The organism is Salinactinospora qingdaonensis, assembly GCF_039539445.1.
Classification (GTDB): Bacteria; Actinomycetota; Actinomycetes; order Streptosporangiales; family Streptosporangiaceae; genus Salinactinospora; species Salinactinospora qingdaonensis.
The window spans coordinates 1-15,545 of sequence record NZ_BAABDD010000001.1; the positions used below are offsets into that span (position 1 = coordinate 1).

Sequence of the window (15,545 nt, forward strand, 5' to 3'; positions counted from 1 at the left end):
GCCACAACCAGGCCCTACTCTGCCTGGCACGCAGACGCTGCGACGTGTTGTTCGCGATGCTGCGTGACGGCACGTTCTACCAACCACCCACCGCTCTCGCGGCTTGACAAACCCATAGAAGCACCCCCCCGGGGGTGCGGGAGGCCGCTAGAGGCCGGAAAGCGACGACGGAGCCCCCTTGTCTCCCCGACACCTAGGGCCCTGGCCATCCAAACACAAGGCCAGGCTCGCGTGCCTGTTCGCGAAACCGCCACCTCGTGGCACAGGGTGGGGATGGCGCCCGCCCTAGATGCCGCCCCCTTGGACCGTCGAGACCGCGCAACAATCGAGGCACAAGCCGCAGGCCCCCACGCCCTCACCAGCAACAGCCATCCCCACATCCACGAGACATAGACCCGACCGACGTCACAGCCGGGTGTTTCTCTAGGGGGCACGTCGGGTTCGGCGGTAACGAAGGCTGATCGTCTCACCACAAGTCCGAGCCCCGCAGCGAGACGACACCGGCCACGATCGACCCAAGCGACACCGTGGGGACCGCGCGGCGCATCGCCGCCGGCTACTTCGCCGCTCTGGACCAGCGACACCGGCACGGCGCCCAAGCGCCCATCCGCGAGTACGGGGACCGGAGACTGTCGATGCTCCGGGGCCGCCCCCCATCGGGCCGTGAGCGGGCCGCCGGCACGGTGGTCACGGGCGGTGCGGCGCCAGCGTCGCCCATGGCCGCATCGGTGCCGCCCTGCCGGCCCGGCTTTCCGTATGGCCGCTGGCAGCGGCCTCGGGTCGGCGCGGATGTGCGGCGCTGGCGGCAGTGCCACTGGGCGCGGCGGTCCACCCGCGCCGGGCACGAGCCGCCCGCCGCTCCCTTCCGTTCTTGGCACTACGCCGACCCGAACCATTCGGAGGGGCTGACGGAGCCCACCTGGCACGGCAGAGTCAGCCACGCCAGAAGAGTTCGAGGAGGAACCGTTCCATGGCCGAAGAGCCGGTGGCCGTCAGCGATCTTGAAAAGCTGCGCGAGAGGATGAGCCAGATCGACGAGCGTCTGCTCGACACCCTGCGCGAACGCATCGAATGCGGGGTGGAGATCGCCCATCACAAGCGCGAGAACAACATACCGATGATGCAGCCCCACCGGATCGGCGTCGCGCAGCAGCGGGCCGCCGAGTACGGGCAACGGCACGGGATCAACACCGACTTCCTGCGGCAGCTCTACGATCTCGTCATCAGCGAGACCTGCCGAGTGGAGGACGTCGTGATCGGGAGATCAGAGTGAGATCTCTGCTCATCGACAACTATGACTCCTTCACCTACAACCTCTACCAACTCATCAGCGAGGTGACCGAGCAGCCGCCGGTCGTGGTACGCAACGACGCCGACTGGCGGGAACTGCGGCTCAGCGAGTTCGACGCCGTGGTGATCTCTCCTGGCCCTGGTCGACCGGAGCGGCAACGCGACTTCGGGGTGAGCTCGCGTGTCATCGTCGAGAGCGGGCTTCCGGTACTGGGGGTCTGCCTGGGCCATCAAGGGGTGTGCCATCTCTTCGGCGGCGGGATCGTCTCCGCTCCCGAGCCGATGCACGGCCGGGTCTCGGCGGTGCATCACAGCGGTGTCGACATCTTCGCCGGCCTGCCCTCCCCGTTCGACACGGTGCGCTACCACTCGTTGGCAGCGGCCGACCTGCCCGAGGAGCTAGAGGCGATCGCCTGGACCGACGACGGGGTCGTGATGGGGGTGCGCCACCGGAGCGAGCCCATCTGGGGTGTGCAGTTCCATCCGGAGTCGATCAGCAGCACCTACGGTCACGATCTGGTGGCCAATTTCCGTGATCTGGCGCTCCAACAGCGGCGCTCGCCTTACCGGGTGCACGTGCGAAAACTGGCCGACTGCCCCGACACCGAGGCGGCCTACCGCGCACTGTTCGCCGGACAGCAGCACAGTTTCTGGCTGGACAGCAGCAGCGTGATCGAGGGGTTCTCCCGCTTCTCGTTCATGGGTGGCTGCGGTCCGCTGGGCGAGTACGTCACCTACCGGGTGCCAGAGGGCGTGGTCACCGTGCATCGGCCCGGCCGCGACGAGACCGCCGGTGAGGCTGTTGAGCAGGAGCCCGCAGAGGAGCGAGTCGAGCAGGGGTTCTTCAGCTACCTGGAGGATCAACTCCAGCAGCGCGCGGTCCCCAAACCCGAAGGGCTACCGTTCGACTTCAATCTGGGCTATGTGGGCTATCTGGGCTATGAGCTCAAGGCCGAAAGCGGCGGTCAGGCCGTGCACAAGGCCGAGACCCCCGACGCGGCGCTGCTGTTCACCGACCGGATGCTGGCCGTCGACCACGTCGAGGGCACCTGCTACCTGCTGACACTGTCGCGCGGCGACGCGACCGAGCCGCTGGCCTGGCTGGAGCAGGCCAGGGCGCGGCTGGCACACGTGACCGAACCGACGCCGGCGCCGCCGGAGCACACGACCTTCACCGGCACAGGGATGACCGATCCCGCCAGCGCAGAACTCGTCGAGCTGCGCCATGACCGGCAGGGCTACCTCAACCGCATCGCCGAGAGTCTGGAGCTGATCCGCCAAGGGGAGAGCTACGAGATCTGCCTGACCAACGCGGTCACGGTACGAACCCCTATCGTGGCGCTGGACACCTACGCGCTGCTGCGACGCATCAGCCCCGTCCCCTACGGGGCGCTGCTGGACTTTCCCGAGGTCGCCGTGCTCAGCGCCTCCCCCGAGCGCTTCCTCACCATGGGGACCGACCGGGTGTTCGAGTCCAAACCCATCAAGGGGACGCGCCCCCGCGGCGCCACCCCCGAAGAGGACGAGGAGCTGCGCCAGGATCTGCTCACTCGGGAGAAGGACCGCTCCGAGAACCTGATGATCGTGGACCTGCTGCGCAACGACCTCAACCGGGTGGGGGAGGTCGGGTCGGTGCACGTGCCGCGACTGTTCCACGTGGAGACCTACGCGACGGTGCACCAGTTAGTGTCGACGATCCGCGGCACGCTGCGCGCGGAGGAGTCGGCGGTGGGGTGCGTGCGGGCCGCCTTCCCCGGCGGGTCGATGACCGGGGCGCCCAAGATCCGCACTATGGAGATCATCGACCAACTCGAAGAGGGACCGCGCGGAGTGTACTCCGGTGCTTTGGGGTGGTTCTCGCTGAGCGGGGCCATGGACCTGAGCATCGTCATCCGAACCCTGGTGGCTCACGGTGACCGGGTCAGCTTCGGGGTGGGGGGCGCCATCGTCGCGCTCTCGGACCCTGAAGAGGAGTTCGAGGAGACCACGGTGAAGTCGCGGGCCATGGTCTCGGCCGTGCTGGCCACCGCTACCCCACCGACGCCGGCTCGCCCCGAGGTGACGTCCGGAGAGGCGCCCTCGCCGTCGGGGAGCGCGGCGTCCCGACTGACACCGGCGGGGGGCTCGACATGATCGGGCGCTGCGTGGTGATCGGCGGCGGCGCTGTGGGCAAACTGTTCGCCGAGCGGCTCCACAACACGGGAGCGCGGGTCCGCGTCTTCGACCGGGCTGCCCAGGAGCGGTCCGCGGGTACGGGCGTGCCCCAGGAGCACGGTGACGTCACCGCCATCGACCCCGCCATGGCAGCCGAGCTCGGTCAGGCCGATCTGGTGGTGCTGGCGGTGCCGGAGCCGGTGGCCATAGCCGCGGTTCCCGGGCTGTTGGCCGCGCTGCCCGCCGGCTCGCTACTGGTGGACACGCTCTCGGTGAAGCAACCCATCGCCGCCGCCGTGGAGTCGGCCGCCCCCGGCGCGAAGGACGTCGAGGTGGTGAGTGTGAACCCGATGTTCGCCCCGGCGCTGGGGTTCGAGAACCGGCCGGTGGCGGCAGTGGCCCTACGGGAAGGGCCACGGTCCCAGGAGATGCTGGGGCTGATCGAGTCGTGGGGCGGAGGCGTGGTGCGGATGAGCGCCGAGCAGCACGACCGGCTGAGCAGCGCAACCCAAGCGTTGACGCACGCGACGGTGCTGGCGTTTGGCACCGCTCTGACCGAGTTGGGCGTCGATGCCGAGGAGCTGCGCGCGGTCGCCCCGCCCCCGCACGCCACTCTGCTGGCGCTGCTGGCTCGGATCGTCTCCGGGGCTCCGGAAGTGTACTGGGACGTGCAGTCGGCCAACCCGGAGGCAGCACGGGCGCGCGAGGCGCTGGCCGAGGGCGCGCGCCGGATCGACACAGCCGTGCAAGACGGCGGCGAAGCCGACTTCACCAACGCCTTAGCCGCTGTGCGGTCCTTCCTCGGCGATGACCTGCCCGCCCACGGCGAACGCTGCGCGCGGCTGTTCGCCCTGATCTAACCCCCCTCGGGCGCGGTCGAGCCGATCACCCCTGCGACCGCCCCGAATCCCTGTCGATCCATTCTCCTAAGGAAGGTGGATTCATGTCCGAGTTCGCGGCAACTGTCCTCTCGCCAGGGCAGCGCGAGAAAATGTCGGAGGACACCACAGTGGGGGGTGGCAACCTGCTGGCCTCGGCTATCGCTACCAACCCCGCTCCCGCCACCCCCTTCATCCACAGTGCCCGTCCGCTGACCACAACCGACGGCGAGCGCAAGCACGACTTCAGCCTGCTGCAACTGGATCAGCTAACCCAAAGCTGGTCGGCCTGGTACCTGGAGCAGGGCGTGGCTCCGCGCGACCGCGTCGCGGTGTGGCTGGAAGACTCCTTCGCCTACTCGCTGCACTTCTACGCGCTGGCCCAGATCGGCGCCATCGCGGTGCTGATCAACAGCAAGGCGCCGGAAGCCATCGCGCGCTCGCTGATCGAACAGACCGGGCCGGTGGGGCTGTACACCGACCGGGCCCGCGCGGCGATCCTGCGGGAGGGGGCGGGCACTCCCGAGGAGCTGAGCTGGGTCCAGACGGAAGAGGAGCTTCCCGCTCCCGCTCCGGCGCAACTGCCCGACAGCGCCCGCTTCGGCCACGTCGCGGAGGACCCGGTGGTCATCCTGCACTCCTCGGGGACCACCGGCCGCCCCAAGCCGACCATCCACACCCACCGCTCGATCGTCTCCGGCCCGGCGTTTCGGCTGGTGGATCACAAGGAGAGCCCGGGCGCGCTGATGATGACGGCGCTGCCGCAGTCGCACCTGGGCTGCATCGCCTACACCGTCTACGCCGTGCTGGGCGGAACCCCCATCGTGGCGTTGCGGGACTGCCCCGGCGCCGAGCTGGCCGAGGCCGTGCGGCGGCACCGGCCGACCTCGGTGATGTCGTTCGCGCACGGCTATGCCGAATTGGCGGCGCTGGACCTGGAGCCGGGAACGCTGGACTCGGTGGACGTGTGGGTCTCCATCGGCGACGCCGTGCACCAGTCCCACATGACCCGAATCCTCTCCCAACGCGACCCGCAGCGGGCGCCGGCGGCGTTCTTCGACCGGCTCGGCACCACCGAGCTGGGCTGGGGGGTGCTGCTGAAGATCCGCACTTTGGAGACCGAGCGCAACGACCGTTGCGCCGGCAAGCCGGTGGGGGTCGCCGACGTCGCCGTGCTACGCAAGGACGGCACACCCACTCAGCCGGGCGAGGTCGGTCTGCTGGGTGCGAGGGGCCCCGCGATCACGGCCGGCTACTGGAACGCCTCCGACCTGACCTACCGGCACCGGCTGGCCGGCTACTGGCTCACCGGTGACATGGCCTACCGAGACGACAACGACGACCACTATCTGGTGGACCGTGCCGTCGACACCCTCGAGACCGCCGAAGGTCCCGGGTACTCGGTGCTGATGGAGGAGCTGCTGCTCAACGAGGTCCCCGAGATCGTCGACGCCGCCGTGGTCGCCGGCCACCGGCAGGGACAGCAGGTTCCGGTGGCGGTGGTGACCACCGGCGACGCTCGCGCGGAGCCGGAGAAGCTGCTCGCCAAAGCCAACGAGGTCCTCCAGGGGGCGAACCAGCCCCGGCTGGCACTGCTGGAGATCGCCCACACCGAGGCGGACTTCCCGGTCGGCGTGACCGGAAAAGTCCTCAAGCGTCAGCTTCGGGAGAAGTACGACGCTGTGGATTCCTACCTCCACAATGGTGACGGTAAGTCGCTGGCAGTCACATTCTGAGCCCCACGGAGGCACTTCCATGACCCCCCACGACTCCCCTGGCGCCACCGTCGACGACCGTCGGGACACCGGCCGGGAGGGGACCCCGTTGCCCCGAGTCGACTTCTACTTCGATCCCGCCTGCCCGTTCGCCTGGATCACCTCCCGCTGGATGCTGGAGGTGAGCCGGTACCGGGAACTGGAGCTGCACTTCCGCGTGATGAGCCTCTACGTGCTCAACGAGGAGCGCGAGCTGCCGGACTGGTACCGCGAGCTCGTCGACAAGTCACTGGCGCTGGTGCGCATCGCCACCGCTGCCGCGCAGCAGCACGGCGAGGAGGTGCTGGACGGCCTCTACACGGCTATGGGCACCCGCATCCACAACGGCGGCGAGAAAGATTTCCACGCCGTCGCGCGCGACGCGCTGGCCGAGACAGGGCTGCCCGCGGCGCTGCTGGCGGCGGGCGAGAGCGAGGACTACGACGAGGCCCTGCGCAAAAGCCATCACGAGGGACTGGCCCCGGTCGGTGAGGACCTGGGAACCCCCGCCGTCCACATCGACGGGGTGGCGTTCTTCGGGCCGGTGCTGAACTCGATCCCCCGCGGCGAGGAAGCGGTCCGCATCTTCGACGGTGCCCGGGCCCTCGCCGGCTACCCGGACTTCTTCGAGATGAAGCGTGCCCGGACCGGGAAGCTGAGGTTCGACTGAGCCCCCGTCATGGCCACCGGTGGAGCGCTGCCCCCTGCCGGGTGGCGCTCCACCCCTGCTCTTTGTGAGGAAACGAACATGCCACAGCTCGCCGGTAGGCAGGACGCTCCCTCCGGGGCACCGTCCTCGCGTCCGGATGCCTTCATTCTCAGCGGCTCGTTCCTGGCCGTGGCCCGAGCGCCGCTCTACCTGGAAGAGCTGACCCGACGGGGCCTGCGGGTCCTGCTCATCACCCCTTCCCGTTGGCGGGACGCGGCGTTGACGGCCATGCACGACACCGAACACCCGGCGGCGGCCGTGCACGAGGTCGCCTTCGTCGAAGGCGAGGCCGGGCGCGAGAGCTCTTACGTGGCCGACGCGGTCGCCGCCGCGCGCCGGTGGCGGGAGCGGTACCGCATCGTCGGCGCCTGCGCGGTCGGGGAGACCCAAGTCGAGCCCACCGGGCTGCTCGCCGACGGCCTCGGCCTGCCATCGCCGGGCCTGCGAGCCACCCGCGCCTGCCGCAGCAAGTACCTACAGCGCTGGTATCTGCCCGAATTCAGCCCGGCCGCGCTGGTCATCCCGCCCGGTGAACGCGAGCGGGTCGACCTGACCCACGCCGGCCTGCCGGCCGTGATCAAACCCTCCGGGGGCCACTCCAGTTCGGGCGTGCAGACGGTGAACGACGCCGACGAGTTGCGGGCACGGCTGGCCGAGTACCCCGACCACGAGACAGTGCTGGTCGAGGAGAGGGTCCGCGGCCAGGAGTTCTCGGTGGAAAGCCTGGTTCAGGGCGGCGAAGTGGTCTTCGCCTCAGTCACCCGTAAGGAGACCACCGACACCGGGACCGCCACGACCTTCGTGGAACTGTCACACACCGTGCCCAACGACCACACGGCGCTGGACGCCACGCTGCTCGACGCGAACCGGCGGATGCTGCGGGCGCTGGCCTTCGAGGACGGTGTCAGCCACGCGGAGTGGCGCATCGACCCCGAGGGCCGCCCCGTGCTCATGGAGGTGGCCGCCCGACCGCCGGGCGACGGGATCTGCGAGTTGTTCCGGCTGGCGACGGGGCGTTCGCTGGAGCCCGAAATCATCCGGGTGGCCCTGGGAGAGCCGGTGGCGGCGCCGCGCTTCTCGCGGCAGGCACGCCAGATCTACCTGGAGCACCAGCCGGGGCTGCTGCGCGACGTCACCGTGGACTGGGAAGGCGTGCAACCCCAGTGGGTCGGCTCGGGCGACCTGTGGCCCCGCATCGGCCCCGCCGCCCCGGAGGACCCCGCTAGCCTGCGGGCCGTGCTGGTGCACCGGGAGCACGGTACGGAACTGGGGGCGCTGCGCTCCTCCGACGACCGCGTGGCCTCGGTGTTCATCGACGCCCCCACTGTTGCGCAGGTGGACGCGCTGGAGCGGCGGGTCCGGGAGGCCGTGGCCGTGCACACCGACCCCGCTCCCACCGACCCCCCCCTGGAAAGCGTCACCCACGTTCTGGTGGGCTACAGCCCGGTGATGTTGGGCAAGCTCGACTCCCACCTGCCCGAGGGTGCGGTGCTGGTCGTGGAGGAGCCCGACGTGATCGAGGCGCGGGGCCTCGCTGACCTGGCCCAGCGCCACGCCTGTGTCGCCGCGCTGCTTCCCGGGCCCAGCCAGGACGAAAAACACCCGGAGCGGATCACCGATACGGTCCCCCGCCCGCCCCAGGCGCGGGTCGTGGTGCCGGTCGTGGAGTACGGCGTCGTAACCGCGGCCACGCTGGCCGAAGCGTGGGGGCTGCCCGGCGCCGGGCCGAAGGCGGCCCGGATCTTGCGCGACAAGGCACTGCTGCGCGAGACCATCGACCACACCGACATCGCCCAGCCGCAGTGGACGGTGGCGCACGGCCCCGAGGATGTGGCGCGGTTTCGCTCCCGCCACGGCGGCGCGTGCGTACTCAAGCCGACCAACCGCCAAGCCAGCCTGGGCGTGCAACTCTTGACGGCCGACGACGACACCACGCAGGCATGGCAGGTCACCACTGCGGCCGACGAGCCCTGGCTCCGTGCCCGTTACGCCACCACCGAGCGGGTGCTGGTGGAGCAACGGATGGCGGGCCGCGAGGTCAGCGTTGAGGCGCTGGTTCACAACGGCGCCGTCGCGTTCAGCACCATCACCGCCAAGAGCGTGCTGGAGTCACGCCACCCAGTGGAGACCGGCCACGCGCTGCCGGCCGACGTGGACGAGGGCACGGCCGCGGCGCTGCGCGAGGCGATGGCCACCCTGGTGGCGGCCACCGGTTTCGACTACGGGGTGTTGCACGCCGAATGGATGCTGGACGAGGGCCGCCCGCAGTTGGTGGAGTGCGCGGGGCGGCTGCCTGGGGACGGGATCACCGTGCTGGTCGACCTCGCCTACGACACCGACGTCTTGCACCAACTGTTGGGGGTGCTGGAAGGTCGGGCGCCGGACGTGCGCGCCGAGGCGGTGCGCGGCGCCGCCGTCCGCTTCCTCATCGCCACTCCGGGCACTGTGACAGCGGTGGAAGGTGCCGATACGGCGCGCGACCGTGACGGCGTGCACGAGGTGCATCTCAACGTCGAGCCCGGTGGTGAGGTCCACGCCGCCACCAGCAGTTGGGAGCGCGCCGGATTCGTGATCGCCGCCGGTGCCGACGCCGAGGAGGCGGCGCGCAACGCTGACCGGGCCGCCACCGCCATCACCGTGACCACCCGCGAGCACGACAGCGGGGGTGAGCGGTGAAGGGGATCTCGGTACGGGACTACGTGCCCGCCACCGCGGCCGGCCGTACCTTCGTACTGATCTCGCTGCTGAACGCCATCGGCACGGGGCTGTTCCTGACCGGCTCCACGATCTTCTTCGTGCGCCAAGTCGGGCTCAGCTCCGGTCAGGTCGGGCTGGGCCTGGCCGTGGCCAGTGCGGTGGGGTTCCTGGCCACCGTGCCCATCGGGGGGATCGGCGACCGGTACGGCGCCAAACCCACCCTGGTGGGGCTGCTGCTGTGGCGGGGCGTGTGGTTCGTGGCCCTGGCCTTCACGACGGGGATGGCGAGTTTCGTGGTGGTGGCCTGCTGCCTGGCTGTGGCCGAGGCCGCGACCATGCCGATGACGCACGCGGTGGCAGCCGCCACCGCTGCCCCCGCTGACCGCACCCGCACGATGGCGATCCTGCGCACGGTGCGCAACATCGGCTTCTCGCTGGGGGCGCTGGCCGCGGCGCCGCTGCTGGCCGCGGACAGCCCATGGGCCTACCGGGGGCTCATCTTGGGCACCGCCGTAGCCTTCCTGGTGTCGGCGCTGCTGTTGGTTCGGCTCACGCTGGTCCAACCCAGCACCGTGGAGCGCAAGATGGGGCCGCTGCAAGCCGTCAAGGGCTTCCGGGACTGGCGCTATGCGCTGCTGGGCGGACTGGGCGGAGCGTTGGACCTGCACCAGACGATCCTGACCGTGGGACTCCCGCTGTGGGCGTTGCAGGCCACCGACCTGTCTCCCAGCTTCGTGTCGCTGCTGGTGCTGGTCAACACCGTCCTGGCGGTCCTGCTACAGGTACCGCTGTCGCGCGGGGTGGAGCAGGCCGGGCGCGCGCAACGCGCGCTGCGGCTGAGCGGCGTCGCGTTGGCCGGCTGCGCGATAGCGCTGGCCGTTGCTGCCGCCCCGATGCCCACGCTCGTGGCGGGCGGGGTGCTCGTCGTCGGGTGCGTGCTGCTGACACTGGGAGAGCTGTGGCACGCCGTGGGCGCGTGGGAACTGTCCTACACCTTGGCTCCCGCGGAGCGCAGGGCCGTCTACCTGTCGGTGTTCAGCCTGGGCAACACCGGCCAGCGCATCGTGGGACCGGTGTTGCTCACCAGCGCGGTGATCGCGGCCGGCTCGGCCGGCTGGGTGGTGCTGGCCGTGGGTTTCGTCCTCGTGGCGGCGCTGGTCACCCCGGTGGCGCGCATGCAGCTCTCGACGCGGGGGAAAGCGGAGGAGTCGCCCGCACCGGACTCATCGGAGGAAGTGTCGTCTTGAAGGATCTGCTGCTTGTCGGGGTCGGCGTGATGGGCCGGCCCTACCTCGACGCCGCCGCGCGGCTGGGGCTGCGGGTGCGAGCCGTCGATGTCAGCGACCCCGAACGCGACGGGGTCGAGCACCATCCGGTCGACAACAGTGTGGAGGAGTCGTGGGTGGGCGGGGTGACGCGGGCGCTGGCCGCGGGCCCGCCCGGCGGGATCGTCGCCTTCGCCGAACCCCACGTGGTCGCGGCTGCGCTGGCTCAGGAGCGGCTGGAGCTGCCCGGGCCGTCGCTGCACGCCGCAACCATCTCACGCAACAAGGCGATGCAGCGCTCCCAGTTCGGAGCCTGCGGGGTCGCCCAGCCGGAGTACCTGGTCACCGAGGAGCTGGAGCAGGCCCGGCCGTGGCTGCTGGAGCGGCTACCGGTGGTCGTCAAGCCGCTGGACGGCTCGGGCAGTCACGGCGTCGAGTTGATCGCCGACAAGGACGCGGTGGACGAGGTCGTGGCCCGCCGCGGCGGCGAGGGCAAGCTGCTGGTCGAGACGGCGGTGCAGGGGCCGGAATATAGCTGGGAGGCGCTGGTCGGCGACGGCGAGGTGCTGTTCGAGAACATCACCGCCAAGGAGACCACGCCGCCGCCCTACTTCGTGGAGCTGTGCCACCGCACCGGCCACGCCTTCGAGTCGCCTCTGGCCGAGCAGGTCAACCACCTGACCCGGTCAGTGCTGCGGGCAATCGGGATGCGCACCGGCCTGATGCACCTGGAATTCCGGGTGGGGCCGCAGGGGCCGGTGCTGATGGAGGTGGCGGTGCGCACCCCTGGCGACTACCTCGTCGACGCCGTCAACCTGGCCTACGGGACCGACCTGTACGAGGCCGTCGTGCGGCTGGCGCTGGGGATGCCGGTACCGGAGATGGCGCACCGTCCCCGGTCGTATGCGGCCACCGTGTTCCTCACCTGCGATCCCGGAAGGGTCACGCAGATCTCGGGTGAGGAGGAGGTCGCCGCCCACCCCGATGTGGCGCGTATCCGACTGCGCTACGGCCCCGGGCACGTCGCCGGTGCACTGACCTCCTCAGACGAACGACTCGGACATGTGCTGGTCAACGCGGCTTCGGCCGAGGAACGCGAAGAGGCGGTGGCGTTCGTCCGGCAGCGGCTGCGTGTGACCGTCGAGCAGCTCTAGGTTTTGCGAACGGCTGGAGGTGGGGGCTGTGAGAGTGTTCTTCGATCGCTGCGACCTCGGCAGCCTCCGGGGTGACAGCGGAGGCGCTCACCCGCTTGCGCCCACCGCCGGCCCTCGCCGCCCGTCCAAAAAACAGAACCTAGTAGCGCTGAACTGGACAGGAGAAAGGTGCCGACGATGACGAGCACTCAACCGCCCTACCGGCTGGCGGCCAACGAGAACCCCTACCCGCCGCTTCCCTCGGTGGTGGAGACGCTGCGCGGCGAGGCCGCGCAGCGGGTGAACCGCTACCCGGACTGGTTCTGCGACGACCTGCGGGCGGCGCTGGCCCAGCGGTTGGGGGTGCCCTTTGAACACGTCGCGGTGGGCGTGGGCTCCGTGGCACTGACCCAGCAACTGGTGCAGGCCACCGCCGACCGCGGCGACGAGGTCGTCTACGCCTGGCAGTCGTTCGAGGCCTATCCTCACCTGGTCCGGGTCAACGGCGCGCAGTCGGTCCCGGTCCCGCTGCACGAGGAGACGCACGACCTCGACGCGATGGCGGCTGCCGTGGGGGAACGCACTCGGCTGGTGATCGTGTGCAACCCGAACAACCCCACCAGCACCGTGGTGCGCCGTGCCGCACTGGAGCGGTTCCTGGACCGGATACCGCCGCAGGTGCCGGTGGTCCTCGACGAGGCCTACCGGGAATTCGTCTCCGACGACGACGTACCCGACGGCCTCGCCCTTCACCTGGACCGCCCCAACGTGGTGGTGCTGCGCACGTTCTCCAAGGCCTACGGGCTGGCGGGGCTCCGGGTGGGCTACGCCGTAGCCCGGGAGCCACTGGCGACGGCGGTGCGCGACTGCGCGATCGCCTTCGGCGTGACCGATCTGGCTCAGCAGGCAGCGTTGGCGTCGCTGCGCGCCGAGCCCGAGCTGCGCGAACGGGTCGCCCGCTTGGCCAAGGAGCGGGACCGGGTCGTCGGGGAACTGCGGGCCATGGGGTGGACGGTGCCGCCGGCTGAGGCGAACTTCTACTGGCTGCGCTTGGGCGAACGGAGTCGGGCGTTCGCCCAAGCCTGCCGGGAAGCCGGTGTGGCGGTGCGCGCCTTCGACGGCGAGGGAGTGCGGATCACGGTCGGTGACCCTCCGGCCAACGACGCGCTGCTACGCGCGGCGGCGGATTTTGGTTCCACGGTGTAGGGCTAACCGAACTACCGCCGCCGACGCGGCCAGTCAGGCCGGGCTGTCCAGGTCAGCCTGGGGTTCGCTGGGGGTGGAGGACTGGTTGGCGGGTGTGGCGCCGGCCTCGCTGAGCCCGATCAGGTAGCCCAACTGGAGACGGTGCTGAGCGCCGAACTCCTCCTTGAGGCAGGCCACATGGCTTTGCAGCGAACGCTGGCTGATCCCCATCCGGCGGGCGATCTGCCTATCTGAGCGTCCCTGCACGAGCAAGCGGCGGATGGAATCACGGATGGAGGGGATGACCTGCGAGGCGGCGTTGGCGGCACGGGTGGGCACGAAGGGGTAGGTCTCGGCACGATCCCATGCCCGCTCGAAGATGTCGGTCAAGAACCTGACCAGGGCGGCGTCTGACACCCGCACCGCCGATGTTTTGTCGGCGTTGGCTGGAACGAAGGCAACGCAGCGATCGACGATGATGAGTCGGTTGAAGAACTCGTCGAGGGTGCGTATCTCGACTCCATAACGTGCCACACTTCTTACATACTGTTTGGTGGGTTCATGGAACCTCGTGGTGTGTTGATAAAGCGTGCGCATTCTGACACCGTGAGCGAGCTTGTCCTGCACCGAGGCCAGTGCCTGTTCAAGCACGGCTTTGGGGCGTGGGCCGTCGGGCTGGGCGGTGAGGATCTCCTCTCTGGCCCTGTCGAGTTCGCTGGCGATGGCCTCATTGGTGGCGGTCAATCCATGTAGGTAGCGGATACCGGCGGCGCCCCCCGGAGCACGACTCTCGCTGAGCTCGGCGGGCGCCGCGTCACAGGTCAGGTGCTCGTCAACGCGCCGCGAGAGCGCTTCGAGCCTGGAGGCCATGTTCTGGAGTAGGTCACGGGTCTCTGGGGAGTGCAACGGGGCCGAGCGGGACAGCTCCTGCAACGTAAATGGTTGATGCACGACGGCCGCACCAGATCCGGGCATGCCCGCCTCGCCGTGGTTGACGGTCATTGTTTAGTTACCCCTCGCTTCGTAGCAGTGCGCTTACCTGAACCATCGAAAAGCTTTATCGGCATCCCCCAAACGGGCAGAGTACTCCCCGGGGGAAAAGTGGCAAAATTTCCCGTTCCTGCCTTTGTAGAAAATTCACGCCAGCCAGGGACAAGGCCATAAACCCTTTACTCACCCGACAGTTAACTGATCTCACCAGGAATGTCGCAGAGAGTGAAAACTCATGAATAAAGGAACGAGTGGCGGGGCGCGGGCCCGACACACCCGTGCCCGCCCGAACCGCCATACCGCAGCATTGAGCTGCGCCGAGGGCAACAAAAGCGGCTACCGAGACGTGGGCTGGAACCGCACCCCGGTCGAGTAACCGTAAGCTTGGGCCGGCCGTGCCGGCTGCCGAGGCGCTCAACCGCCGGCGCGGCCACGCCTAGAACGGGCACCCCGCGGCTGCGGCCACCGAGCAACGGTGACGCGACCGCCGATCGGAAACCGCCCCCGCACTGCCACAGCAACGGAAGGACAGTCGCCGGTGACCACACGTTGCGCCACCCTGCGCGCCCTGCACCATGGCCGACCCTCAGGCGACCCGCTGGTCTTGCCCAACATCTGGGACGCCGACAGTGCCCGGGTCTTCGCCGACGCGGGCTTTCCCGCCCTGGCGACCTCCAGCGGAGCGGTCGCCGCCACATTGGGCTATGCCGACGGCGAGCACACTCCGGCCGACGAGATGTTCGCCGCCATCGCCCGGATCGTCCGCGCCGTCGATATCCCCGTCACCGCCGATATCGAGGCCGGATACCGGCTGGCCCCCAAGGAGATCGCCGAGCGGCTGCTGGAAGCCGGAGCGGCCGGGTGCAACCTGGAGGACTCGGTGCCCGGTCCGCGTCCGCGAGAGCTCCGCGAGCCCGCCGAGCAGGGGGATCGACTGGCCGAGGTACGCGCGGCGTCCGGGAGCGAGCTGGTGATCAATGCCCGCATCGACAGCTTCCTCTTCGGGGACCGCACCCCGGCCTCGGCCGCTGAGCGGGGCCGCCACTACGCCCGCGCCGGAGTGGACTGCGTCTACCCGATCCTGGCGCCGCCGGAGTCGCTGCCAGAGATCGCGCAGGCGGTCGACGTGGCGCTCAACGCCCTCTACCTGCCCGAAGGCCCGACGCCGAGCCGACTGGGCGAGCTGGGGGCGACCCGCGTGACCTACGGTGAACTGCTGTACAAGCGCGCTACCGCCCCTACACGGAAGCTGGCCCATCAGATCGCCACCGCGGCCGGCTCGGGTCTGCCCGGCTAGGGGCGAGACCGGCCTACGGCAGCGCGGTGCGAGGGCGCTCCGCCGGCGGCAAAATGACGCCCCTCCCCTATAGTTCCCGCCACGCGCACGCCCCTGCCGCTATCGCCTTGGCGAGTCCACACATTTTTTGATAACGCTAAGGCGATGGCGGCTGCCTAAAATCCGCAGCCAATCCAATGACACGGAAAACGCA

At 69.6% G+C, this 15,545-nt stretch carries 11 protein-coding genes; 10 read left to right on the forward strand and 1 reads right to left on the reverse strand.

Annotated features, from left to right (window positions below; genetic code table 11):
* Positions 1 to 970: 970 nt before the first annotated feature.
* From ABD848_RS00005 to ABD848_RS00045, 9 genes are all read left to right on the forward strand, one after another.
* Positions 971 to 1,273, forward strand: coding sequence for a chorismate mutase (locus ABD848_RS00005; protein WP_344966136.1), 303 nt, complete (start codon positions 971 to 973; stop codon positions 1,271 to 1,273).
* Entirely contained in the window at positions 1,270 to 3,423 is a 2,154-nt protein-coding gene (pabB, locus tag ABD848_RS00010; protein WP_344966137.1) for an aminodeoxychorismate synthase component I, read from the forward strand. The genes ABD848_RS00005 and pabB overlap by 4 nt, the downstream gene beginning before the upstream one ends.
* Positions 3,420 to 4,304, forward strand: coding sequence for a prephenate dehydrogenase (locus ABD848_RS00015; protein WP_344966138.1), 885 nt, complete (start codon positions 3,420 to 3,422; stop codon positions 4,302 to 4,304). Before pabB ends, ABD848_RS00015 begins: the two co-directional genes overlap by 4 nt.
* Positions 4,305 to 4,387: 83 nt before the next feature.
* Positions 4,388 to 6,058, forward strand: coding sequence for a class I adenylate-forming enzyme family protein (locus ABD848_RS00020; RefSeq protein WP_344966139.1), 1,671 nt, complete (start codon positions 4,388 to 4,390; stop codon positions 6,056 to 6,058).
* Between the two features lie 19 nt (positions 6,059 to 6,077).
* Positions 6,078 to 6,746 (forward strand): mycothiol-dependent nitroreductase Rv2466c family protein, encoded by a 669-nt coding sequence (locus tag ABD848_RS00025; RefSeq protein ID WP_344966140.1) that lies wholly within the window; start codon positions 6,078 to 6,080, stop codon positions 6,744 to 6,746.
* A gap of 78 nt (positions 6,747 to 6,824) precedes the next feature.
* Positions 6,825 to 9,461, forward strand: a complete 2,637-nt coding sequence (locus ABD848_RS00030) for an ATP-grasp domain-containing protein (protein ID WP_344966141.1) — start codon at positions 6,825 to 6,827, stop codon at positions 9,459 to 9,461.
* The gene (locus tag ABD848_RS00035) at positions 9,458 to 10,729 is read left to right on the forward strand and encodes an MFS transporter (protein WP_344966142.1); all 1,272 of its coding nucleotides are present in this window, start codon (positions 9,458 to 9,460) and stop codon (positions 10,727 to 10,729) included. Before ABD848_RS00030 ends, ABD848_RS00035 begins: the two co-directional genes overlap by 4 nt.
* Positions 10,726 to 11,901, forward strand: a complete 1,176-nt coding sequence (locus ABD848_RS00040) for an ATP-grasp domain-containing protein (protein ID WP_344966143.1) — start codon at positions 10,726 to 10,728, stop codon at positions 11,899 to 11,901. Before ABD848_RS00035 ends, ABD848_RS00040 begins: the two co-directional genes overlap by 4 nt.
* A gap of 177 nt (positions 11,902 to 12,078) precedes the next feature.
* Complete coding sequence (locus ABD848_RS00045) at positions 12,079 to 13,086, forward strand: histidinol-phosphate transaminase (protein WP_344966144.1); 1,008 nt, start codon at positions 12,079 to 12,081, stop codon at positions 13,084 to 13,086.
* A 33-nt stretch (positions 13,087 to 13,119) separates the two neighbouring features.
* Here the strand turns inward: ABD848_RS00045 and ABD848_RS00050 are convergent, their stop codons facing one another.
* Positions 13,120 to 14,067 (reverse strand): LuxR C-terminal-related transcriptional regulator, encoded by a 948-nt coding sequence (locus tag ABD848_RS00050; protein ID WP_344966145.1) that lies wholly within the window; start codon positions 14,065 to 14,067, stop codon positions 13,120 to 13,122.
* A gap of 526 nt (positions 14,068 to 14,593) precedes the next feature.
* Here ABD848_RS00050 and ABD848_RS00055 point away from each other — a divergent pair.
* Positions 14,594 to 15,352 (forward strand): isocitrate lyase/PEP mutase family protein, encoded by a 759-nt coding sequence (locus ABD848_RS00055; protein ID WP_344966146.1) that lies wholly within the window; start codon positions 14,594 to 14,596, stop codon positions 15,350 to 15,352.
* Positions 15,353 to 15,545: the final 193 nt, after the last annotated feature.

Excerpts from the sequence above, each read along its gene's own strand:
- ABD848_RS00005 (WP_344966136.1), top strand. The coding sequence starts at position 971 with ATGGCCGAAGAGCCGGTGGCCGTCAGCGATCTTGAAAAGCTGCGCGAG.
- ABD848_RS00015 (WP_344966138.1), top strand. The coding sequence starts at position 3,420 with ATGATCGGGCGCTGCGTGGTGATCGGCGGCGGCGCTGTGGGCAAACTG.
- ABD848_RS00020 (WP_344966139.1), top strand. The coding sequence starts at position 4,388 with ATGTCCGAGTTCGCGGCAACTGTCCTCTCGCCAGGGCAGCGCGAGAAA.
- ABD848_RS00025 (WP_344966140.1), top strand. The coding sequence starts at position 6,078 with ATGACCCCCCACGACTCCCCTGGCGCCACCGTCGACGACCGTCGGGAC.
- ABD848_RS00030 (WP_344966141.1), top strand. The coding sequence starts at position 6,825 with ATGCCACAGCTCGCCGGTAGGCAGGACGCTCCCTCCGGGGCACCGTCC.
- ABD848_RS00045 (WP_344966144.1), top strand. The coding sequence starts at position 12,079 with ATGACGAGCACTCAACCGCCCTACCGGCTGGCGGCCAACGAGAACCCC.
- ABD848_RS00050 (WP_344966145.1), bottom strand. The coding sequence starts at position 14,067 with ATGACCGTCAACCACGGCGAGGCGGGCATGCCCGGATCTGGTGCGGCC.